The sequence below is a fragment of the Bartonella sp. MR63HLJHH genome, from assembly GCF_042194155.1.
GTDB lineage: Bacteria > Pseudomonadota > Alphaproteobacteria > Rhizobiales > Rhizobiaceae > Bartonella > Bartonella grahamii.
This window is the reverse complement of record NZ_JBHIMN010000012.1, coordinates 15,925-38,555: the sequence shown is the minus strand read 5'-3', so window position 1 is coordinate 38,555 and position 22,631 is coordinate 15,925. Positions and strand designations below refer to the sequence as shown.

The following is a 22,631-nucleotide window of genomic DNA, read 5'->3' as shown; positions in this document are numbered from 1 at the left end:
TCTTCCCATGATCAACGTGACCAATCGTACCAATATTAACATGCGGTTTTGTTCGTTCAAACTTGCTCTTCGCCATCTGAGCTCTCCATTTTCCGTCCAAGCCAAGGACTAAGTTAAAAATTAATTACCAACCTGAAATTACGCGTATTTCTTTTGAATCTCCAAAGCAACAGCCGAAGGTACAGGCTCGTAATGATCAAACTGCATTGTGTACTGTGCACGCCCCTGACTCATAGAGCGAAGGGTATTCACATAACCAAACATATTTGCCAAAGGAACCATCGCATTCACAACCGTTGCAATACCGCGCGCTTCAGTTCCTGAAATCTGTCCCCGACGAGAATTGAGATCACCAATAACATCACCAACATAATCATCTGGTGTAACAACTTCCACCTTCATGATCGGTTCAAGAAGCTGTGCACCAGCCTTCTTTGCTCCATCACGAAAAGCTGCACGAGCAGCAATCTCAAAAGCCAAAACCGAAGAATCAACATCGTGATAGCCACCATCAATAAGAGTTGCTTTTACACCAAGCATAGGAAAGCCTGCAAGAGGACCTGCCCCCATAACACTTTCAATCCCTTTTTGGACGCCGGGAATATATTCTTTAGGAACAGCACCACCCACAATCTTCGACTCAAAAATAAAGTCATCACCATCATGAGGCTCAAAAACAATTTTCACACGAGCAAACTGACCGGCACCACCCGATTGTTTCTTATGCGTATAATCAATTTCCGCCATTTTAGTAATTGACTCACGATAAGCAACTTGAGGCTGCCCAACATTTGCTTCAACCTTAAATTCACGCCGCATACGGTCAACAATAATATCAAGATGAAGCTCACCCATTCCAGCTATAATAGTCTGACCAGATTCCTCATCCGATTTAACACGAAATGAAGGATCTTCGGCTGCCAGACGATTAAGAGCAATACCCATTTTTTCTTGATCTGCTTTTGTTTTCGGTTCAATTGCAATCTCAATAACAGGCTCTGGAAATTCCATCCTCTCCAAAATAACAGGCTTCAAAGGATCACAAAGAGTATCACCTGTTGTCGTCTCTTTAAGCCCTGCAAGAGCAACAATATCACCAGCAAATGCTTCTTCAATATCCTCACGAGAATTTGAATGCATTTGAAGCATACGCCCCAAACGTTCTTTCTTCTTTTTCACAGTATTCTCAAGAGAAATACCTTTCTGAACTTTACCTGAGTAAATACGACAGAACGTCAACGAACCAACAAAAGGATCATTCATAATTTTAAAAGCAAGCATAGATAGTGGAGCATCATCTGAAGATTCACGTGTCGTCTCAGTCTCAGTCTTCACATCAATACCACTAATTGCCGGAACATCAACTGGAGAAGGAAGATAAGAAACAACAGCATCCAAAAGCGGCTGAATTCCCTTGTTTTTAAAAGCTGTACCACAAAGAACCGGATGAAACTGAACTTCTACTGTCCCCCTACGAATGAGAGAAACAAGCTGTTCATTGGTTGGCATAACACCTTCTAAATAAGCCTCTGTCGCCGCTTCATCAACCTCCACAGCCATCTCAATCAATTTCTCGCGATATTCTTCAGCTTTCTCTCTTAAATCAGAGGGAATTTCACTTATCACCGCCGAGGCACCAATAGAACCATCCCACTTTAAAGCCTTCATTTCTACAAGATCAACAACGCCTTCAAAGTCATTTTCAGCACCAATCGGCAACTGCAAAACAAGCGCTTTAGCACCCAACCGAGAACCAACCATCTCCACACTACGATAGAAGTCAGCTCCTATTTTGTCCATTTTATTAACAAAAACCATACGAGGCACACGATATTTCTCAGCTTGCCGCCAAACAGTTTCCGTCTGAGGCTCCACACCAGCATTTGCATCCAACAAAGCTATTGCACCATCAAGAACACGCAAAGAGCGCTCAACCTCAATCGTAAAATCAACGTGCCCTGGCGTATCAATAATATTAAAGCGACGCTTCCGACCGTCACGCCCTTCCCAAAACGTCGTTGTCGCAGCAGACGTAATCGTAATACCGCGCTCCTGCTCCTGCTCCATCCAATCCATCGTAGAAGCACCATCATGGGTCTCGCCAATTTTATGATTCTTGCCGGTATAGAACAGAATACGTTCAGTCATCGTAGTCTTACCAGCATCAATATGCGCCATAATACCAAAATTACGATAATCTTCAATTTTATATTCGCGAGCCATTATATTTGCCTTAGTTTAAAACTTCTACCAGCGATAGTGAGAAAAAGCACGATTAGCCTCAGCCATACGATGAACATCTTCACGCTTTTTCACGGCAGAACCGCGATTATTAGCCGCATCCATCAGTTCACCAGATAAACGCTCAATCATCGTCGTTTCATTCCGACCACGTGCCGCAGCAATCAACCAACGAATAGCAAGAGCCTGACGACGATCAGGACGAACATCAATCGGAACTTGATAAGTAGCACCACCAACACGGCGTGAGCGAACTTCAATATGAGGAGCAACATTCTCTAAGGCCCGATGAAATAGAGCCACAGGGTCTGTTTTTACTCTTTTTTCTACAGAATCGAGCGCACCATAAACAATACGCTCTGCAACTGATTTTTTACCATCAAACATAATGGCATTCATAAATTTCATAATAACCAAATCACCAAACTTAGGATCTGGATTAATTTCACGCTTTTCTGCTCTATGACGACGGGACATTGGCTTTGTCTCTCAATATTATTTTGGACGCTTTGCGCCATACTTTGAACGACGCTGTTTACGATTCTTGACACCCTGCGTATCAAGCAAACCACGAATAATGTGATAACGAACTCCTGGCAAATCTTTCACACGACCACCACGAATCATCACAACAGAGTGCTCTTGAAGATTATGTCCCTCTCCAGGAATATAACCAATCACCTCAAATCCATTCGTCAAGCGAATCTTAGCAACTTTACGAAGAGCAGAATTAGGTTTCTTCGGTGTTGTTGTATAAACACGCGTACAAACACCACGCTTCTGCGGATTCGACTGCAAAGCAGGAACCTTATTACGTTTAACTGGCGCTACACGCGGCTTGCGAATCAACTGGTTTACGGTAGGCATGCAACCTTCCTCTTTTCGATCTACATTCGTCTCACCCAATCGGGCTTTTCTATTTCATTTCTATCCACTCCAATAGAATCGGAACAGATATCTAAGTCTACACACAAAATCGGGCATACCTGCAAAAAACAGTTCACCCGACCACAAGCAGAGAAGGCAATAGCCTTTTGCACTAGCATTTGCTTTTAATCTTCTTAACACCTGTGAATAATCTTTCGGTTCATATCCAAAACACCTGATCACATCCACATCGGTTATGTCCACCTCTAATAGCGAGAACACTTACATTCGTCAAGAACTAAACAGCAGAAAGTTTTTAAAAATGAAAATAAATTAAATTTTAAAACTTTAAATTTGCTTTTACCGCTACTCTTGATAAATCAATTTACCATAGTAATATCCCTAAAATAAAAAAGCAGCAATGTGACTGTAATAAAACATGAATGCAGTAAATTAAATTGCATACTTGATATCTAATGATGAGCGCCATGAAAATAGCAACGTGGAATATTGCTGGAATAAAAGCACGACATGAAACATTATGTCAATGGCTGCAGCAGAGTCAGCCGGACATAGTCTGTTTACAGGAAATTAAAAGTATTGATGAAAATTTTCCACGCGATGCAATTGAAAATTTAGGTTACCATATAGAAACACACGGACAAAAAAGTTTTAATGGTGTTGCGATTCTCTCTAAAAGAACACCAGATGAAGTGATCCGTCGATTACCAGGCAACGATAATGATGAGCAGACACGTTACATTGAAGCTGTTTATTCAACAAACAAAGGTGTTGTTCGTGTTGCATCTCTCTATTTACCAAATGGGAATCCTATTGAGAGTGAAAAATATTCCTATAAAATAGAATGGATGGAAAGATTATATACACATGCAAAATCATTGCTTGCGTATGAAGACCCCCTTATTCTAGCGGGTGATTATAATGTCATCCCCGCTCCATTAGATGCAAAAAAACCTCAAGAATGGTATCAAGATGCCTTATTTCTTCAAGAAACAAGAAAAGTATTTCAACGTATTCTTAATTTAGGTCTTTACGATGCTATCCGGAATGTCACCGATACTCCCTCCTTCAGTTTTTGGGATTTTCAGGCGGGTGCTTGGCCTAAAAATAATGGGATTCGCATTGATCATTTATTATTATCACCAGAAGCTGTTGATCAGCTTATTTGCGCTCATAGTCAAACAGAAGTAAGGGGATATCAAAAACCATCCGACCACGTTCCTGTTTGGATTCACCTTAATATCAATTAAGAAAGTACACCCCCCATTATGAAACAACAAAAAAATTCCACTCAAAAATAATAACTATGCTACACCATGTAAACAGTATATCTTAAACAGCTAAAGTAAAGATAAATGAATGGAGGACATAAATGAAGAAATCATTATTAATGTTTATTGCAGCAACGGCCATTGGTTTCACAAGCGTCGCGCATGCTGAACATGATACTCTTGAAAAAATAAAACGAACAGGGGAAATTACTTTAGGTGTCCGTGAATCATCTGGTTTAGCCTACGCCCTTGGTAATAATAAATATGTAGGTTTTCATACAGAAATGGCAGAACGTATCATTGATGATATCTCAAAAAAAATTGGTAAACCAATTAAAATTCATTATCTTCCTATCACTTCTCAAAATAGAATTCCTCTCTTAAAAAATAAAACCTATGATTTTGAGTGCGGCTCAACAACAAATGATATTGCCCGCAGTAAAGAAGCAGCATTTGCTTATACGACATACATTGAAGAGGTTCGGATTGCTGTAAAGAAAAACTCTAACATTAAATCTCTTGACGATTTAAATGGAAAAACAGTCGCAACGACCACCGGTACAACATCTGTTCAACTTATTCGTAAAAACAAACGTGCAAAAAACATTCAGTTTAAAGTTTTAAAGGGGAAAGATCACGGAGATAGTTTTTTATTATTAGAATCTGGTAAGGCAGATGCTTTTGTTATGGATGCTTCAATTCTTGCTGGACATATTGCTAAATCAAAGAATCCATCTGATTATGTCATTCTTGATACTGTACTTTCAGTCGAACCTATCGCCTGTATGCTCAGATTAAATGACAAAAAATTTGAACAAACAATCAACGATAGTATCGTACGTCAGATTAAAGATGAATCACTTGAAAAGCTTTATAATAAGTGGTTTATGAAACCGATTCCACCTGCTAACACTGTTATGAACCTTCCCTTGTCAAAACAAACAAGATATGCTTGGGATCACCCAAATAGTAAGCCTCGAGAAAGCTACACAGAAAAAGATTTATAAAATTTAATAAAGAAAAACCACACTCTTTAAAAATTGAGTGTGGTTTATATTTTAATTCACTTTTTAATAAATTTGGCCTATGTAAATGCGCTTAATTTATTGTCCTATTTGTGAATGACTAATTTGAGGGAATATCAATTAATGGACTTTTCTTTCCTTTGTAGAGATGACCTTACCCAAACACTGGTAACAGGATGCCTGGGAGCTCCCGGCGTGAGCCATACCTATTTAGATACACTTCTCGATGGCTTAAAAAATACGGTTATATTGTCTATCACTTCACTTATCTTAGCTGTATTGTGTGGTGTTATTATAGGAACAATGCGCACTTTACCCAAAACATCGATAATCAATTATATATTTCGCACTATCGGTGCTATTTGGGTAGAGATTATGCGTAATATTCCCCTCCTTGTACAAGTATTTTTGTGGTATTTTGTTGTTCCTAAGATTTATCCACCAGCGATGAAATTTTCCCCTATTCTCTTAATAACATGCGCATTGGGATTCTTTACATCTGCACGCATTGCAGAACAGGTTCGTTCAGGCATTGAAGCGATTCCTTCTGGACAACGTTATGCTGCTATGGCAATGGGGTTTACAACTTATCAAAGTTATCGCTATATTATACTACCACGTGCTATACGTACAATTATGCCGCCTCTTACTTCAGAAGCAATGGGCATTGTGAAAAATTCGTCTATAGCATTCGCCGTTTCAATAAATGAGCTCATGCAATTTCAATACCAAGCAATTGAAGAGGTAAGCCATGTCTACGAAAATTATTTGCTTGTTACGATTCTTTATATTCTAATAGCCTTATTCGTATTCATTGTGATGACAGTCATTGAACAAATACTCAAAATTCCTAATTTTCAAACAAAGGGAAATTGAAAATGATGAATTTCATAAGCTCTCAGTTTGGACTTTATTTTCCTTTCAATTTTTCCGACTTTGATTTTTCCTTTTTTACCTTTGATGTATTTCGTTCTTACATTTTATCAGGTTTGCTCTTTAGCGTTTTTCTAACTCTTTTTGCAACGGTATTGGGGTTTGTTTTCGGCACCCTTTTAGCAATGATGCGCCTTTCTTCCATAAAACTTCTTTCTTGGTTTGCAATCGTTTACATAACAGCTATGCGTTCAATACCACTTGTGATGGTTATCTTATGGTTTTTCGTGCTTTTGCCTTTTTTAACCGGTACATCCATCGGTGCAAATAAATCAGCACTCATTACCTTTACCGCATTTGAAACGGCTTATTTTGCAGAAATTATGCGTGCTGGCATAAACTCAGTTTCGCAAGGACAAAAATATGCGGGACAAGCTCTCGGAATGACATATTGGCAAAGTATGTACATTGTCATTCTTCCTCAAGCCTTTAGAGACATGCTACCAGTTTTTTTAACACAAGTTATTATCCTTTTTCAGGATACAACCCTTGTTTATGCAATCAGTGGCAACAGTCTTTTAAATGGTTTTGATATTGCTGCTAATAATTTTGGTGTAAAGCAAGAAGCTTATATCTTAGCAGCTGTTTTCTATTTTGTTATCTGTTTTACACTGTCACAAATAGTTTTGTATTTACAAAAAAAAGTATCCATTATTCGCTAATAGGAAAAAAAATGTCTACTCATATGATCGAAATAAAAAATGTTTCTAATTGGTATGGCGAAATTAAAGTCCTTAAAAACTGTACAACCAACATTAATAAAGGAGAGGTCGTTGTCGTTTGTGGTCCATCAGGATCAGGAAAATCAACACTCATTAAAACTATTAACGCTCTCGTTCCTTTTCAAAAAGGTGAAATTTGGATTAACGGAGTACCAGTTCATTCAAAAAAAACGAATCTGCCTAAATTGCGAAGTCAAGTGGGAATGGTATTTCAACACTTCGAGCTTTTCCCCCATTTATCTGTCACAGAAAATTTGACAATTGCGCAAATTAAAGTCCTAAAACGAAGCAAAAAAGAAGCACTTGAACGTGGATTGTTGTATCTTGAACGCGTTGGGCTGATTGAACACAAAGATAAATATCCTGGTCAACTTTCTGGAGGGCAACAACAACGTGTTGCTATTGCACGTGCCTTAACTATGGATCCACTTGTCATGCTTTTTGATGAACCAACATCTGCTCTAGATCCTGAAATGGTAGGTGAAGTGCTCGATGTCATGATTAGCTTAGCAGAAGAAGGTATGACGATGATTTGTGTAACCCATGAAATGGGATTTGCACAAAAAGTCTCGGAGCGTGTTATTTTCATAGATCAAGGAACAATTCTTGAAGACTGTTCATCTAAAGAGTTCTTTTCTGATCCACAAGCGAGAACACCAAGAACGCAAGAATTTTTGTCTAAAATCTTAAGTCATTAGCCGTTATATTATCACAAAAAGCTATCTCTACTGTAAACTTAGACACAAGACAGTAGAGTTTAATAACGGATGAGAGAATGTAAAAATATTACAATCAGATGTTTAAAAACTGTTATTTTTTAAAATATCAGCAACCAGTGAAATTGCTGTACGTCTCTCAAATTCATTACAAAGAGCAAAAGCCTGTTCTTGCAAAGGGCGAATCCAATTTCTGTCTTTTACATTAGCTTTTTCATAGGCAGCAGTTAACAATGCTGCCCCACGGACAATTTTTCCTTCTTGAAGCAGCATATTTCCAAGCATTGCTTGGGCGGAAGGATTTCCTTTTTTTGCTGAAAGTTGAAACCATCGTGCTGCTTGTATAAGATTCTTCTCCCTTCCCTCTCCCTTTAAAAATATTTTTCCTAAATGATACTGAGCTTTAGGATTTCCATAGTTCACCGCAGCCTGCATATAAAGATGAGCAGCATAAGAAGGATCAGGTTTCACAGGTGATTGAGGAATACCTTTTTTTATATATCCCGCAAGTTTAACCAATGCATCAGAAACATAACTTTCATCCTCTGAACCAAGATCAGTACCTTTTTCAACAATATATGCCAAAAAATGATATGCCTTATAATCATTTTTAGGGACACCATCACCGTTTGCATAGATAGAGCCAAGTTTCCAATTCGCACCAATATGGCCTCTCTTAGCCGCACGACGTAATGCTGCAATAGCCTGATTTATATGTCCATCTTTATAAGCAGACATACCACGTTTAAAAAAATAAAACGAACCATCATTCGCTTCTTGCAAGCTATTAACATCTATTGCATAAACAGTCGAAAAAAATCCCCCTAAAATCACAACAATAGTGGCTTTTTTCCATATCTGAAACCTATTAACCATTTCCCCCCCTATCTCAATTTTAATGATTATATCTGTTACAAATTTCTTTGTAGATATTTAAAGCCTTTTTCTTAGTAAGAAGCACACGCGATTTTAAAGTAAAAATTTTAAAAGAAAAGATCAATAAATTAAAACCATCCAAAATGTTCGATAAAATTAAGTATCCATTTTTATATATAACAAATTGATTTTTAAATATAAATCATCATTCTATATTTTGTAACACCTCCTTTAACATTCTAGGATTTATTGATTTTAAAATTGTATACGTATGAATAAAAGTCGCTCAATAAAATAACGTGCATTAAACAGCAACTTGAGAACGAAGAGAATACATAATGAATGGTAAGCGTTTAAAAAACAATACGAAAGATAAATAAATATAATGATGATCGTTAACTTATAACTTCACAACTGCCTTACCAGCTTAAAGATGAAGTTTTTTGCCACCGTCAATCTATAAACAATACAGCTTTTTGTTTAACAGATTCCACCTGACATCATTTCACATGGGGTTAATTCATACTTTACACACAAGCCCTACCTCAGAATACTCACCACTACATAAAACAAAAATACCACATGTGTAATTTTACATGCCTTATATTGCTACTCTAAATGATGATGTTTTACAGTAATAAAACAACATATTGATTTATAATGATAATTTACCTTTTTTGTATGTTGAATGAGTCCCTAGAATATCGTAAGATTCTCTCATTCAAAACCTGTTCCATGTTGAATCAATCAAACCCATCCGCTTGCACATTACAAGCAGAGAGAGCTATGTGGATAAAAACTCTGTATAAGAAAGAACTAAAAATGCCTCTTATGAACGGTCTTAAGTGCCAAGTCCTTGTCCGGATTGGGTGGGATGGTGCCAGCGCTTGTTACTTCACAAGCGTAAAGAAGGGGAGCTCAATGGATTTACCGTTATACCATTCATGATTTCCGTCGTGAAATAGGCTCGGGTACCTTAAAAGATGTTCCTTTAATGATAAACATAAAACAATGGATTTCAGTAGAGATTTTATGATCGTTCATGAAAAACTAACAAAAGAAAAAGTTTTTTTAAAGAAGATCTACACCAGCCCTAATAGTATGAAATCATCCATCAAAAAATAAAAAGCTGAAATCAATCCAACCGCTCTAAAGCAACAAATATTTTCTTCTGCGCTGCACGCAGTTCTACAACCCTGTTCCGTTCACGCTCAACAATTTCTGCTTTTGCATTTGCTATAAATTTGGGATTGTTTAACTTAAGCGATATTTTTTCAATATCTTGTTCAATTTTACTGACATCCTTCCTCAAACGAACACGTTCAGCCTCCAAATCAATCAACTGTCCTAATGGTAAACAAAAAACAGCCTCTCCCAAAATCATTTGTGCCGATACTTCCGGAACTTTATCAGAGAAATCAATAACTTCAATACGCGCTAATTTTTTAAGAAGTGCATCATAACGCCTCACACGCTCTCGCGTTACTTCCCCTCCTTCAACAACAACAAGAGGTGCTTGTGTAGCCACTGGAATATTCATTTCAAAACGTACTGACCGAATCCCTGTAACGACATCAATAAGCCAATTAATATCATCAGCAGCTTCTTCATCTATCAATGTTTCCTCTGGCCATTTTGTCAATGCGAGCATATCCTCACGCTTGATGGCTTGCGTTTCTGTAAGAGACCACAACTCTTCCGTCATATGAGGCATAAAAGGATGAAGAAGTTTATAAACTTCATCTAAAACCCAAGCAGTACAAGCTTGAGCCTCATTTTTAGCATCTTCATTTCCCCCCTGAAAAATAGGTTTGAGAAGCTCCAAATACCAATCACATAATGTATTCCAAATGAAACGATAAAGTGTGGCAGCTGACTCATTAAATTTATAGTGTTCAATACCAGCCGTCACTGCTGAAATCGTTTTGGATAATTCTGTTAAAATCCAACGATTAAGCGCCAGTTTTGCTTGTTCTGGCTTAAAAGTTGGATCATGCTTCACACCATTCATCTGTGCAAATCGGGTAGCATTCCACAATTTCGTAGCAAAATTACGATAACCAGCAATACGGGAAGCATCAAGTTTTACATCACGACCTTGTGCTGCCATAATAGCTAAAGTAAACCGGAGTGCATCAGCACTATATTGATCAATAAGCTCTAAGGGATCAATAATATTTCCCTTTGATTTTGACATCTTTGCACCCTTTTGATCCCGAACAAGAGCGTGCACATAGACCGTTGGAAAAGGAACGTCACCCATAAAGTGAAGTCCCATCATCATCATACGAGCAACCCAGAAAAAAATAATATCAAATCCTGTCACGGATAAAGATGTTGGGTAAAAAGTAGATAATTCAGTCGTTTTATTTGGCCATCCTAATGTTGAAAAAGGCCAAAGAGCTGATGAAAACCAAGTATCTAAAACATCCGGATCACGGATTAATTCAACAACCTCACCATAATGAGCAAAAGCTGAATCTAAAGCCTCTTTTTCACTTTTTTCAACAAAAACCGTTCCATCAGGACCATACCAAGCAGGAATCTGATGTCCCCACCACAATTGGCGAGAAATGCACCAAGGTTGAATATTTTCCATCCAATTGAAGTAAGTCTTTTTCCAGCTATCGGGAACGAACTGCGTTTTGCCTTGTTGAACAGCCTCTATCGCTGGCTTTGCTAATTTAGCAGCATGAACATACCATTGATCTGTCAAAAACGGCTCAATAGGGACACCACTGCGATCTCCATGAGGAACCATATGGGTATGATCGTCCACAGAGGCTAAATATCCCTGTTCTTCCATCAAAGAAACAATCTTCTGGCGCGCAAAAAAACGATCAGATTTATCGAGATTTTCTACTAACATTTTTAATTCATCTGATAAAATCAAACCATCAAAAAATGCTTCATTTTCACGGAGAAAAATCTCGGCTTTTTGGGTAAAAATATTGATCAAGCGTAAATGATTACGCTGTCCTACTTCAAAATCATTAAAGTCATGAGCTGGTGTGATTTTTACAGCACCACTTCCAGCTTCAGGATCAGCATGCGTATCACCAACAATTAATAACCTACGACCAACAAGTGGCAAAAGAGCATTTTTACCGATAAGATTTTTATAACGCTCATCTTCAGGATTAACGGCAATTCCTGTATCACCAAGCATTGTTTCTGGTCGTGTTGTCGCCACTGTTATAAAAGTTGTCGCATCATTTGGATCAAAAATTTTACCCTCAAGTGGATATCTAAAGTGCCACAAATGTCCTTGAACTTCTTTTTGCTCAACTTCAAGATCTGAAATAGCTGTCAACAATTTAGGATCCCAATTGACGAGGCGCTTATCCCTATATATCAACCCTTGCTTATAAAGCGTGACAAAGACTTCACGAACTGCCTGCGACAACCCCTCATCCATTGTAAACCGCTCACGCGACCAATCACATGAAACCCCAAGGCGACGCAACTGGTTTGCAATAACGCCTCCAGTTTCATAACGCCACTCCCAAATACGCTCAATAAACTTTTCTCTCCCCATTTCTTGACGCGTTGGCTCTTGGCGTTCTGCAAGTTGACGCTCTACAACCATTTGTGTAGCAATCCCAGCATGATCCATACCAGGCTGCCACAAGACATTTCTGCCACGCATCCGCTGAAATCTAACTATTATATCTTGAATTGTCGTATTGAGCGCGTGCCCCATATGAAGTGAGCCCGTAACATTAGGAGGTGGAAGCATAACGCAAAAAGGTTCTGCACCGCTTTTAGAACCAGCTCCCACTTTAAAGGCCCCACGAGTCTCCCATCTCTTTGCAACCCGTTGCTCTATAGAGGCAGCATCATAGTTTTTTTCTAACATTCTATCCATCCATAACGCCGCTGAAAAACACAATATATGATCAAATCCCGATCAAAAACCCGTGATTTTCAGCCATTCACTAGAGAGCTCGCAAAATCGCAAACAAAATTCTCATAAAATGAAAAACATAAAAACAATTAAGATGATTTTTTAATCGCTTTCACAATCTCTTCACGCAAAATATCTTCCAGCAAAATAGGCAATTTAGACTGTAACCATTCTGCTATAGCCGGACGCAACACATCCTTTGCAATCTTTTCTGCAGAAGAAATACAATATGCAGACAATTCCACATGACCATCCCCTCTAGCTTCTGACTGTGATTTCCTTATCTCATCTTCATATTCTTTTGCTTTATAAACAGAATTCCGTTCTTCAGAAGAAAGCTTCATCTTTTGCATATCCATACCAACTGTATTATTTTCTGCCTCTATATCCTCTTTCTCTTGCGTTATCTTCCCCCCTTGATTTTCAGAAGAAAGACCAATACGATCAGCTAAAGCTTTCATAGCATCATCAACCGATAAGGTTGTATCATAAATACCCTCTGATGCAGCTTCTGAACGACCTTCCGAAGCATTCACTGCAACATCTTCATTTAAAAAGTGATCAGATTGAACCGCATTTTCTTCGATTATTTCACGAATAGATGTTAAAATTTCATCCATACTTGGCTCACGTAACACGCTTGAACTCTGTACCATACTTTACAACCTCTCAAAGACGCAACAACAAATAGAATCATACTTTCAGTGTATGCAAAAGAATCATAAGATCAACATGCCTCCCGCGATATTTTCAAATATGCTTGTCATAAAGAGGGCGCTACACACAATTTTCTGCACTTATAAAAATAACATCTCACCATTCTATTTTTAAACATATTCAACTATTGATTTACTAATCTTTTAAAAACTAAAATAATTTAAGATTAAAGAGATACTTTTATGCATTATCGGATATATTATTTAATTGTTTTTAAACCTAAATAATTTGCAGTCAATCTACCAATAGAAGATTGAACACTATAGCTTGCCACAACAGCATTACGCTCCGCCATTGCAAGCGCAATCTGAGCATTAATCAATTGAGTACGAGAATTTAAAACATCCAGCGTCGTTGCTTGCCCTACGCGATTTTCTTGAACACGGCCTTTCAGAGCAATTTCAGCAGCACGAACACTTTCACGGTAAGCAATAACAGATGAGCGCGCGCCCTCCAACTGAAACCAAGCAGAAGTAAGTACTTGCCTAGTATTACTATGCACCAAATCGAGTTGAAGCTGCGCCTGTCCAAGCTGTTCCCTTGATTGACGAATTTGCGCAGACGTACGACCTCCTTCAAAGATTGGGACACTTACTGACAATCCTATTGATTTAGAAACTCCATCCTCTCCAGCACCGCTGTAGATTCGATTATAAGATGCTGTTGCAGAAAAATCAACTTTAGGGAGCAATGCTCCTTCTTTCGCCTTTACATTGTAAACACTCGCATCGACTAAATATTTAGCATAAAGGATTGCTGGATGCATCACAACGCTCATTTGGTAAGCCATATCAAGGTTGACGGGAAAATCTTTGGCTACGGGTGGGCGTTTCAACTTTTCAGGATCAGAACCAATAACTTGTCGATACACTGCCTCTGCTGCTTTTACATCAGCACGAGCAAGACTCAGCTCTGAAACAGCCACGGAACGTGCAGCTTGAGCTTGAGCAAGATCAACATGCCCTCCTTCACCCACATCAAATTTTGCTTTATTGGAACGAACTTGTTCTTCAAGAGCTGCCAAATTTTCTCTCCGAAGATCGGCAACACGACGTGCGTGATAGACATTAGCATAAGCGGTCACTGTCTCCAGAAACGTATTTTGTTCAACATTACGAAGATATTCACGCTGAGCCTGCAACTTAACTTGAGCTGAAGAAAAGATATTTTGCGTGATAAAACCATCAAATAATCTTTGATTTAATCTCACGCCTATAGATCCAGAAGTGACATAAGGACCTGTAAAAGACTTATTCCGACCATAGCTCCCAACCCCCTCAACTTGAGGCAATAACCCTGATCGCGCAATGACAACATCATCACTGGATATACGCACAGCTGCACGTTCACTATTCAACTTAGCATTATGCTTATAAGCCTTAGAAAAGGCATCCATCAATGTCTCAGCATAAACAGTATCTGATAGTAAAATACTCAACACCAGTAATAAACACACCTGAAACTTCTTGTTTACTCTAAACACAATACACACAATAACAAACCCCAAATAAATTACAAAATTATCTTTTATTCACAAAACAAACAAGCACTAAAACACAAAACCAGGTGTTTTTAAAAAACAAGGAATAGGCTTTACAGCGAGGTTAAAAGCACGACGTGCAGAAATGATTCCATCTTCTTTTATATAGATTTGTGCAACAGCAGCATTTCCATACCCTTCAACCACAACAAGACGTCCACAGTCTTTCATTTGATCAAAGATACCTTGTGGAATAAAATCAACAGATCCCTCAATGAAAATCACATCGTAAGGTCCCTCAACGGCATATCCTTGCTCTAATGGACCATGAACGACAACCACATTATCACATTGATTACGTTCTAAAGCTTCAAGAGCACGTTCAAAAAGAGATTTATTACTTTCCAACGCAATCACAGACCCTGCAAGTTTTGCAAGCAACGCTGCACAATAACCACTATTTGCACCAATATCTAAAACAACATCTGATGATTTTACAGCGGCAAGCTGTAGTAATTTCGCTAGAGATGCAGGTTTCATCAAATAGCGTGCAGGAACCCCATCTTGTACTGGACATAGAACAATGTCGGTATCAAGATAACTTAATACTTTCATATCTTCCGATACAAAATCTTCACGAGATACCGTTAAAAACGCTTCAAGAACTGATAAATCCGTTACATCAACTGTACGAATTTGATTGTCAACCATTTTGCGACGAAGCTCAGCAAAATCTGCAACCATAACGAATATTTTCTCCTAACCTACAAAAAACAAACAAAACAGCGACAATGATGGACGAAGATCTCTCAAACTATGAGCGTTACGAAAAAGGATGCTCCAGTCAACAATTAGATTTTAACTGTATGATCTCTCATAAAAAAGTGTCTTCACAACTATAGAGGAACAACTATAGAGGGAAATAATCTATTTTCCTATACCTCATCTCCCCTAAAAGCCGTTTCGTTTAAAATCGGCTGGAGGCCTCGCCCGGAATCGAACCGGGATACAAGGATTTGCAGTCCTCTGCGTAACCATTCCGCCACGAGGCCTCGTCAACAAACATAAAGGTTTCAATAAGGGAAGGCAACGCATCCGTCAAGGTGTAGAAATTTTCTCTCGCCTTTTTTCCTCTTATTACACAATTTATCATATTTTTTTAAAAAAAAAGTAATTTTATCCTTTGCAAATCAGTATTGCTTTGCTATAGCCTTTTCAACTAAATGATTGGGCACCATTCCCCGGTAGCTCAGCGGTAGAGCAACCGGCTGTTAACCGGTTGGTCGCTGGTTCGAATCCGGCCCGGGGAGCCACATTCTTTTCTATCACAAATAACTTATTGGTTTTCCATATGTTTTTTTAAGTGAGGAATTCGTTAATAAAAGTGAGAGAATAAGGTTTTTACTATAAAGTAGAAACACAATATCCTACGGGATGTATTTTTTTCAATGAACGCAAAGAACCATTGATTCATTTTAAAATAGCACAAATAAGATTACTTTTTTCAAACTACCGCGCCTCTATCAGAGAGCTCTGCAATTATTTGCACATTATAAAATAGGGCTTCTTTCACGAGAAGGAATTATTAAGCTCCATCAGCAATGAAAAAGATCTCATATAATTTTTGTCCAAGGAAAAAATGATTTGTACTCCATAAAGCAATTAAACTTAAAAAACTGCTCATGAAACAATCATTTTGAAAAATGGAAGAAACAACAATCAGGGCATATATTATCTCCATACATCCCACATAACCGCCTCCCCATCTTAAAAGCAAAAAACATCAAACAAGTCTGTAAACATTCCGGCGTCTTATCTAACAGGTTGTTCCTCCTGCTAACCACTTCAACGCTTTACAAACAACCTTGCCTTGGATATTTCATCCCACTGTCATAAAACATTTAATACATAAAGTCTTATAGGCTTTATATCCCCCCAAATAATAGTGTTTTACAATAAAAACCAAGATAACAAGCTAAATTGTTAAGAATCCTGAGAAAGCCTTCAGAAATCATGACATTCTTGCTATTTCATTATGCAGTCACACGCTTTTCTAAAGAGATATCTCTTAAATTCCCCCCAAGCCCATTTCACAATGACTCCCGTAAATGATATAAAATGAAATCGATTAATCATCCCATCTTTATTTATAATAAAAGCCATACCATCATACTATTTTCCAACTCTCAATCTTAGCAATACCCCTTGCCTTTGAAAGAGTTTATAAGAATCATTTTATTTATTTCTCAAATGTTTATCTATACGATAATTTCACATATAACGTGCAAATGAATACTTTTGATTGATCCACATAAATAGCTTCAAAATGAAAAAAATTTTACGATATAATGAATTATCAATATATAAAACAATGAGTTATTATTAGAAATAAATTTTTAAAATTAAAAGTTATCATTAAAGATAAAACACATCTTTTAAAAAATAATTTTATATAAATAAAATCTATTTTCATTCCCATTTTAAAAAATGGAAATAAAGAAAATAAATAATCGCCTCTACAGTAATAATTTCTTTTTAAAAGATTTTTAAATAATCCAAACACTTAGAGGTTTTCATTTTTTAGAAATGAAAACCTCTAAAAGACCTTCTTATTTTGGCAAGAATATTTTATACCTCTTTTCAATTGAGAACAAATCAACAAAAGTAAAAAATCTCCAGTACATAATCTTTTCTCAAGACTTTATCTAGGCAGCCTTCTTAACTGATTTTCGAAAACGAAAAGGCTTTGCACGCTTTGGCACCGCTTTTGCTTTTTTATGCCTCTCATTTGGAGATGAAGAATTCTTCCGCTGCAACTGTGCGGCATCATCTTTTCGACCTAAAAACTGTTTTTGACGTTTAGATTTTTTAAAACGGCGTTCCTTATCGTTTTCTTTTTCTCTACTTTCTGGCACAATTGGCTTTTCTGGAAACGCTGCAAATTGCTCTGGAACTGACTCAGCCACCAATTTCATACGAATCAAGCGCTCTATAGCACGCAACCGTTCCCTTTCTATCTTCTCATCAAAAAGTGTAAGTGCTTCACCAGATGCACCATTACGTCCTGTACGACCGATACGATGTACATAACTTTCAGCTTCATCTGGTAAGTCATAATTAATAACGTGGCTTATCCCTGGTATATCAATACCGCGTGCAGCAATATCTGTTGCCACAAGGATCTGCACAGATCTTTCACGAAAAGCTTTTAAAGCAGACTGGCGAGCACCTTGTGATTTATTCCCATGAATCGTTGCGACTGAATATCCTATCTTTGCCAAACTACGTGTAACAGAATCAGCCCCATGTTTAGTTCGGGTAAAAACAATAACCGAATTAAAAGCTGGATTTGTCAAAAGTTTACTTAAAACATTCTTTTTTTCATTCGTAGGAACACAATATAATTTTTGGCAAATCTCTACAGCCGTAGTACCTTGAGGAACAACTTCAATTTTAACAGGATCATTGAGTAAACATTTTGCAAGCACAGCAATTTCCCTCGGCATTGTTGCAGAAAAGAGTGCTGTCTGACGCTCTTGATGCAAAAGCTTTGCAATTTGCTTGACATCATGAATAAACCCCATATCCAACATACGATCTGCTTCATCCAAAATCAAAAAACGAGATTGGGAAAGATCAACACACTTTTCACGAACAAGATCTCTCAAACGCCCTGGAGTCGCTATCAAAACATCCACACCTGCTTCCATACGTTTAATTTGTTTTAAACGTGACACGCCCCCAAAAATAAGACATGTTGAAAGATGAGCTCCCTTCGCCGCAGTGCGAATCGTTTCATCAATCTGGACAGCAAGTTCACGCGTTGGAGCTAAAATCAAAGCGCGTGCAGTTTTAGGACAGCGTTTATTACCCAAAGCCAAAATCTGACTTAAAATAGGTAAACCAAACGCCAAGGTTTTTCCAGAACCTGTCTGAGCAACACCTAAAATATCGTGTCCTTTCAACATCACTGGAATAGCTTGTTCTTGTATAGGTTTAGGTTTACTCATCCCAGCAATGAGTAAATTTTTAATCAAAAGAGTAGGCAAACCTAACTTTGTAAAAACATTTTCTTCGTTTATAGGCAAAATACAATCTTTCCTCAGCTGAAGAACTCAAAACAAGTAACCAGCTGAACTTTCCACTCAAGAATCCGCGCAAGAGAAATCCCTGACATTTTAAATGAAGCAACGCTTAAAAAGCAGCTTGCGCAACTCATGAGCACCTTGAAATCAAGATAAAGGCGTATAAACTTCACTTTACAAAAAGCCAACAAACCAGCCTAAATGCCTTCATCCCCATTATCCTTGGATTATGATAAAAAAGCAAGAACTTTACGAAATACATTTATCATGAATAAAAAAACAATATTTAGATCGTTTACTTTTTGATGATTGTGTCCATCGGTAAATGTACCTTGATAAAATCAGGATAAATCTCGAGAAAAACTGGATTTTGTAAAGTTTTTTGACCGCCATAAATTAAATACCATTGGGTTTTATCAAAAATCGCCAAAGTTTTATATCGAATGATGCGATCCTTCATCTCAAGAACTGTTGGAATTAAAGCATACAAAGTACCGTTATCAGTTTGTAAATACTCTATATTTTCTTTATCTAAATAATAAGCACCAGAAGGCAAATTCTCAAATTTCCTATGCAACTGTTGAAGAAAATCACTACGTAAAGCACTCTCTGTTGTATTCAATCGATGTGCCATCTCTTTATAAAGTCGCTCAGGCATATAACGAGAAATAGGTGTAAAATCCCTATTTTTTATAGCATTATTGACATCAACAACAACTCTTGAAAGTTCAGCTTTTTGTATTATTGTGGGCTGAGATGCTAAACTCTGTTGATTAACAATCAAAAAGAAAAATAGACTCAGCACCAAATAAAAAATAGGTTTCATCATTGTACTTCTTGTTTTAGTAAAATTTCAGTTTCTCAAATAACGAAATCAAATAATGTTTGATCATCAGTAATATCACGATAACGCCAACCTAACGCTTGAAATTTTTCCTCTAAAAGACAAAAATTACCGTATTTTTTTGTTTCAATCGCAACCAATACAGAACCAAAGTTTCTCGCTGATTTTTTAAGATATTCAAAACGTACGATATCATCATCTGGTGATAATGTGGAAAGAAAATGACGCAATGCACCAGGATGTTGCGGAAAACTAAAAATAAAATATTTTCTCAACCCTTGGAAACGTAAAGAACGCTCTTTAATTTCTGGCAAACGCTCAAAATCAAAATTACCTCCTGAAATAACGAGAAGAATTTTTTTCCCCTTTAACTCTTGAGGAGGAATACTGTTAAGCGCGTCAATCGATAAAGCACCAGCCGGTTCAAGGACCACACCTTCAACATTAAGCATTTCAACCATCGTAGAACAAACACGATTTTCAGGAACCGTAATGACAGAATCAGGGGAAAATTTCTTTAGAATTGTATAGTTTAGCGCACCAATTTCAGCCACAGCAGCACCATCTACAAAAGTGTCAATACTTTCAAGCTTGACGCGTTTTCCACTCTCCAAACAAGCCAGCAAACTTGCAGCTCTTTGCGGCTCAACAAAACGAAGCTTTGTTTTCCAACCATATTCATGTAAAAACTTGCTCACCCCACTTGCCAACCCCCCCCCCCCTACTGGCACAATCATTAAATCTGGCTCACTTTCTCCATTAAGTTTTTTCCATTGTAAAGCAGCTTCACAGAGCACTGTTGCCTGCCCCGTAATAATGCGAATATCATCAAAAGGTGGAGCCATTACACCACCGCTCTCCACGACAAAGGATTGCGCAGCTTCATAACATTGATCAAATGTTTCACCAATCAAACGAATATCAATGAATTCTTTACCAAAAATACGTGTTTTCTCAATTTTTTGTTGTGGCGTTGTCATAGGCATAAAAATCACGCCTTTACGTTTAAAATAACGACAAACAAAAGAAACCCCTTGCGCGTGATTCCCTGCTGAAGCACAAACAAATGCAGAATCTGGTGATAGACTGCTCAGCATTTCTGAAACAAAATTGAAAGCACCACGAATCTTATAAGACCGCACCGGTGTTAAATCTTCACGCTTTAAATAAATTTCTGCATCATACTTTTGACTAAGAAAATCATTTCTTTGAAGTGGTGTTTCAGCAAACACGTGATGCAATCCCACCATAGCTTTTGTGACGTCTTGAATAAATTGACTCATAACACTAATCATTTCATGCTTTATTTACATTATAAAAGCTTTTTCTAGCGATAAAGAAAACTATTGTCAGTCAAAATTTTACTAAAAAAATGAAAAATGTTTCTTTTGTCATTAATTCTTGATTCAATAAAAGATATAGCTTATGAGAGAACTCTCATCGCGGACGTGATGAAAACGGTAAACATAGCAGACTTAAAATCTGCCGGTCAAAGACCTTGCGGGTTCAAGTCCCGCCGTCCGCACCAGACTGTCTTAATTCCCCTTATTTTCCAATGATTTATTAAAAATCAACAAAAATTAAACCACCTTCTAAACCACCTTTCGCAACTCCATTATAACGCTATCAGACGGCACCGCGATGATGCTAAAATACGAATCATTGCTGCTTTTTGAAGTACCTTTTTAGCACTTTGACCTCCTCCTCGTCTTTTAGGGTGGAGAGGCAGTCAATCTCTATTTCCTCATCCTTAAGGATGAGGAAATGAGTCATGTTTTTAACGTTAAGTAGCTTTCACAACAGGGCTTGGTAAAATTCGCTTAACTTCTGTTGTAACTGATTTGTAATGCTTAAGCTCTTTTTCGAGGTCATTTGCATCTAACAAATGCCTCATCATCAATCCTAAGATTTCTCCAACACCAGCAGCACCATTCACGCTCTTAACAGGAGTAAGATAATATGAAGAAAAGGAAGTGAGGTATGAAACGGAGATAGATCTGAGTTTAGTAGAAGCAGTTGTTATCTATTTTATTGCTAATTTTGGGGTGGCTCCTACTCTTCATGACTCTTGTAAAACAATGCAAAAGCTCAGAAAAAAGATAATAAAGAAGCTGAAATTAATACGTACACAAAAAGATGTAACTCAAAAACAAGAAGAATAAATTCGAAGATTAACTGCTTCCAAGATTATTTTCCTCGAATGGCAGTAAAAAATTTAGCCAAAAAGTAGTTTCAAGTATTTTCTCACAAACATTTTTTCAAGACAGGCAATCACAACACGCTCTGTCATAGCGCACATATAAATACGCAACAGCCTTAATGGGGGAATATGATCATCAATGCACAAACCATTCTCTGCCTTGATCTAGATACCTAGACAGGCTGGACAATTTCTCGTGTAGACAGCAATATAACAAGTAGCACTGTCAATTTTGAATCCTCTCGTTTTGAAGGCGATGGTATGCGCTATTTGCGTTTTCAGCAATGGCTTACAAAAATGAAGGTAACAACAGATAAAGGCAATGCCTCAAAAGAAGAAATGATTAAGACGGTGTATGCAAAAGGACATGCGCTACAAGATCACTTGGAAAACAGTCTTTTGGCGAAAGCCAATCTTGTACGCAAAGCTGTTTTGAACACCCGTGAAAAAAGGCTGAAAGAAAAGGCAATGAAAGAGGATTCAAGACCACTCACGTTGGTTGAAAAGCAAAAGCTTGAAGGGATTTAAATGGTCTTGGAGGAACAGTGAAAAACATTGCAGGTTAGCAAACTAGTGAAAAGTGCTGATCGTTTTGTGATTAGATGTGCATTTAAATCGACATAAAGGCACCGTACACAGCGATTTAAGATTTTATGATAAAAAATTTATAATATAAAACGCTCTGTACGGTCAAATTTGAGGCAAATAGACAAATTTGTAAAATTA

At 37.6% G+C, this 22,631-nt stretch carries 18 protein-coding genes, 3 tRNA genes and 1 pseudogene; 8 read left to right on the top strand and 14 right to left on the bottom strand.

Translation table 11 applies throughout. The features are described 5' to 3' along the window. The 4 genes and pseudogenes from ACFIKQ_RS08005 to rpsL all read right to left on the bottom strand — a co-directional run. Positions 1–76 (bottom strand): annotated as a pseudogene (locus ACFIKQ_RS08005) (elongation factor Tu); the annotation flags it as partial. Between the two features lie 62 nt (positions 77–138). Next, complete coding sequence (gene fusA / locus ACFIKQ_RS08000; protein ID WP_375647257.1) at positions 139–2,223, bottom strand: elongation factor G; 2,085 nt, start codon at positions 2,221–2,223, stop codon at positions 139–141. Positions 2,224–2,247: 24 nt separating this feature from the next. Then, positions 2,248–2,718, bottom strand: a complete 471-nt coding sequence (gene rpsG, locus ACFIKQ_RS07995; protein WP_015856589.1) for a 30S ribosomal protein S7 — start codon at positions 2,716–2,718, stop codon at positions 2,248–2,250. Positions 2,719–2,736: 18 nt separating this feature from the next. Next, on the bottom strand, positions 2,737–3,108 hold the full coding sequence (gene rpsL, locus ACFIKQ_RS07990) for a 30S ribosomal protein S12 (RefSeq protein ID WP_005773262.1): 372 nt from the start codon (positions 3,106–3,108) through the stop codon (positions 2,737–2,739). A 488-nt stretch (positions 3,109–3,596) separates the two neighbouring features. Here rpsL and xth point away from each other — a divergent pair, with 488 nt between their 5' ends. The 5 genes from xth (at position 3,597) to ACFIKQ_RS07965 (ending at position 7,778) form a co-directional block, all read left to right on the top strand. Then, on the top strand, positions 3,597–4,379 hold the full coding sequence (gene xth, locus ACFIKQ_RS07985; RefSeq protein WP_375647255.1) for an exodeoxyribonuclease III: 783 nt from the start codon (positions 3,597–3,599) through the stop codon (positions 4,377–4,379). A gap of 122 nt (positions 4,380–4,501) precedes the next feature. Then, a complete protein-coding gene (locus tag ACFIKQ_RS07980) occupies positions 4,502–5,407 on the top strand; it encodes a transporter substrate-binding domain-containing protein (protein ID WP_375636226.1) in 906 nt (301 codons plus the stop codon). Positions 5,408–5,548: 141 nt separating this feature from the next. Further along, on the top strand, positions 5,549–6,301 hold the full coding sequence (locus ACFIKQ_RS07975; protein ID WP_375644764.1) for an amino acid ABC transporter permease: 753 nt from the start codon (positions 5,549–5,551) through the stop codon (positions 6,299–6,301). A 2-nt stretch (positions 6,302–6,303) separates the two neighbouring features. Then, entirely contained in the window at positions 6,304–7,020 is a 717-nt protein-coding gene (locus tag ACFIKQ_RS07970) for an amino acid ABC transporter permease (RefSeq protein WP_273788550.1), read from the top strand. An 11-nt stretch (positions 7,021–7,031) separates the two neighbouring features. Further along, complete coding sequence (locus ACFIKQ_RS07965; protein WP_015856594.1) at positions 7,032–7,778, top strand: amino acid ABC transporter ATP-binding protein; 747 nt, start codon at positions 7,032–7,034, stop codon at positions 7,776–7,778. A gap of 102 nt (positions 7,779–7,880) precedes the next feature. On the opposite strand, the gene ACFIKQ_RS07960 is transcribed toward ACFIKQ_RS07965, so the two are convergent. The 6 genes from ACFIKQ_RS07960 to ACFIKQ_RS07935 form a co-directional block, all read right to left on the bottom strand. Then, positions 7,881–8,672: a tetratricopeptide repeat protein gene (locus ACFIKQ_RS07960; protein WP_375636221.1), complete on the bottom strand. Its 792-nt coding sequence runs from the start codon at positions 8,670–8,672 to the stop codon at positions 7,881–7,883. Positions 8,673–9,807: 1,135 nt separating this feature from the next. After that, positions 9,808–12,531, bottom strand: coding sequence for a valine--tRNA ligase (locus ACFIKQ_RS07955; protein WP_375636219.1), 2,724 nt, complete (start codon positions 12,529–12,531; stop codon positions 9,808–9,810). 137 nt (positions 12,532–12,668) lie between these two features. Beyond that, positions 12,669–13,235, bottom strand: a complete 567-nt coding sequence (locus tag ACFIKQ_RS07950) for a DUF2497 domain-containing protein (RefSeq protein WP_375619594.1) — start codon at positions 13,233–13,235, stop codon at positions 12,669–12,671. 260 nt (positions 13,236–13,495) lie between these two features. After that, positions 13,496–14,737, bottom strand: coding sequence for a TolC family outer membrane protein (locus ACFIKQ_RS07945; protein ID WP_375636236.1), 1,242 nt, complete (start codon positions 14,735–14,737; stop codon positions 13,496–13,498). A gap of 108 nt (positions 14,738–14,845) precedes the next feature. Then, positions 14,846–15,520 carry a protein-L-isoaspartate O-methyltransferase gene (locus ACFIKQ_RS07940; protein WP_375636216.1) on the bottom strand — a complete coding sequence of 225 codons (675 nt, stop codon included), beginning with the start codon at positions 15,518–15,520 and terminating at the stop codon, positions 14,846–14,848. A 234-nt stretch (positions 15,521–15,754) separates the two neighbouring features. After that, a tRNA-Cys gene (locus ACFIKQ_RS07935) sits at positions 15,755–15,828 on the bottom strand. Between the two features lie 186 nt (positions 15,829–16,014). On the opposite strand from ACFIKQ_RS07935, the gene ACFIKQ_RS07930 reads away from it, so the two are divergent. After that, positions 16,015–16,089: transfer RNA gene (locus ACFIKQ_RS07930), tRNA-Asn, on the top strand. A 1,392-nt stretch (positions 16,090–17,481) separates the two neighbouring features. On the opposite strand, the gene ACFIKQ_RS07925 is transcribed toward ACFIKQ_RS07930, so the two are convergent. The 3 genes from ACFIKQ_RS07925 to ilvA all read right to left on the bottom strand — a co-directional run bounded on the left by ACFIKQ_RS07925 (position 17,482) and on the right by ilvA (position 21,000). Next, a complete protein-coding gene (locus ACFIKQ_RS07925; protein WP_375636214.1) occupies positions 17,482–18,864 on the bottom strand; it encodes a DEAD/DEAH box helicase in 1,383 nt (460 codons plus the stop codon). Between the two features lie 292 nt (positions 18,865–19,156). Then, the gene (locus ACFIKQ_RS07920) at positions 19,157–19,687 is read right to left on the bottom strand and encodes a hypothetical protein (protein WP_273788554.1); all 531 of its coding nucleotides are present in this window, start codon (positions 19,685–19,687) and stop codon (positions 19,157–19,159) included. Between the two features lie 35 nt (positions 19,688–19,722). Beyond that, the gene (ilvA, locus tag ACFIKQ_RS07915; protein ID WP_375656229.1) at positions 19,723–21,000 is read right to left on the bottom strand and encodes a threonine ammonia-lyase IlvA; all 1,278 of its coding nucleotides are present in this window, start codon (positions 20,998–21,000) and stop codon (positions 19,723–19,725) included. Between the two features lie 147 nt (positions 21,001–21,147). Here ilvA and ACFIKQ_RS07910 point away from each other — a divergent pair. Continuing rightward, positions 21,148–21,233 (top strand) — tRNA-Leu (locus ACFIKQ_RS07910). A gap of 255 nt (positions 21,234–21,488) precedes the next feature. On the opposite strand, the gene ACFIKQ_RS07905 is transcribed toward ACFIKQ_RS07910, so the two are convergent. Next, positions 21,489–21,641 carry a hypothetical protein gene (locus tag ACFIKQ_RS07905; RefSeq protein ID WP_375636210.1) on the bottom strand — a complete coding sequence of 51 codons (153 nt, stop codon included), beginning with the start codon at positions 21,639–21,641 and terminating at the stop codon, positions 21,489–21,491. Between the two features lie 525 nt (positions 21,642–22,166). Here ACFIKQ_RS07905 and ACFIKQ_RS07900 point away from each other — a divergent pair. Further along, positions 22,167–22,433, top strand: coding sequence for a hypothetical protein (locus ACFIKQ_RS07900; RefSeq protein WP_375644768.1), 267 nt, complete (start codon positions 22,167–22,169; stop codon positions 22,431–22,433). The last annotated feature ends 198 nt before the right edge of the window (positions 22,434–22,631 follow it).

Bases quoted from the DNA above. Each gene is read 5' to 3' on its own strand.
- fusA (WP_375647257.1), bottom strand. From the start codon at position 2,223: ATGGCTCGCGAATATAAAATTGAAGATTATCGTAATTTTGGTATTATG.
- rpsG (WP_015856589.1), bottom strand. From the start codon at position 2,718: ATGTCCCGTCGTCATAGAGCAGAAAAGCGTGAAATTAATCCAGATCCT.
- rpsL (WP_005773262.1), bottom strand. From the start codon at position 3,108: ATGCCTACCGTAAACCAGTTGATTCGCAAGCCGCGTGTAGCGCCAGTT.
- xth (WP_375647255.1), top strand. From the start codon at position 3,597: ATGAAAATAGCAACGTGGAATATTGCTGGAATAAAAGCACGACATGAA.
- ACFIKQ_RS07980 (WP_375636226.1), top strand. From the start codon at position 4,502: ATGAAGAAATCATTATTAATGTTTATTGCAGCAACGGCCATTGGTTTC.
- ACFIKQ_RS07975 (WP_375644764.1), top strand. From the start codon at position 5,549: ATGGACTTTTCTTTCCTTTGTAGAGATGACCTTACCCAAACACTGGTA.
- ACFIKQ_RS07970 (WP_273788550.1), top strand. From the start codon at position 6,304: ATGATGAATTTCATAAGCTCTCAGTTTGGACTTTATTTTCCTTTCAAT.
- ACFIKQ_RS07965 (WP_015856594.1), top strand. From the start codon at position 7,032: ATGTCTACTCATATGATCGAAATAAAAAATGTTTCTAATTGGTATGGC.
- ACFIKQ_RS07960 (WP_375636221.1), bottom strand. From the start codon at position 8,672: ATGGTTAATAGGTTTCAGATATGGAAAAAAGCCACTATTGTTGTGATT.
- ACFIKQ_RS07955 (WP_375636219.1), bottom strand. From the start codon at position 12,531: ATGTTAGAAAAAAACTATGATGCTGCCTCTATAGAGCAACGGGTTGCA.
- ACFIKQ_RS07950 (WP_375619594.1), bottom strand. From the start codon at position 13,235: ATGGTACAGAGTTCAAGCGTGTTACGTGAGCCAAGTATGGATGAAATT.
- ACFIKQ_RS07940 (WP_375636216.1), bottom strand. From the start codon at position 15,520: ATGGTTGCAGATTTTGCTGAGCTTCGTCGCAAAATGGTTGACAATCAA.
- ACFIKQ_RS07920 (WP_273788554.1), bottom strand. From the start codon at position 19,687: ATGAAACCTATTTTTTATTTGGTGCTGAGTCTATTTTTCTTTTTGATT.
- ilvA (WP_375656229.1), bottom strand. From the start codon at position 21,000: ATGATTAGTGTTATGAGTCAATTTATTCAAGACGTCACAAAAGCTATG.
- ACFIKQ_RS07900 (WP_375644768.1), top strand. From the start codon at position 22,167: ATGCGCTATTTGCGTTTTCAGCAATGGCTTACAAAAATGAAGGTAACA.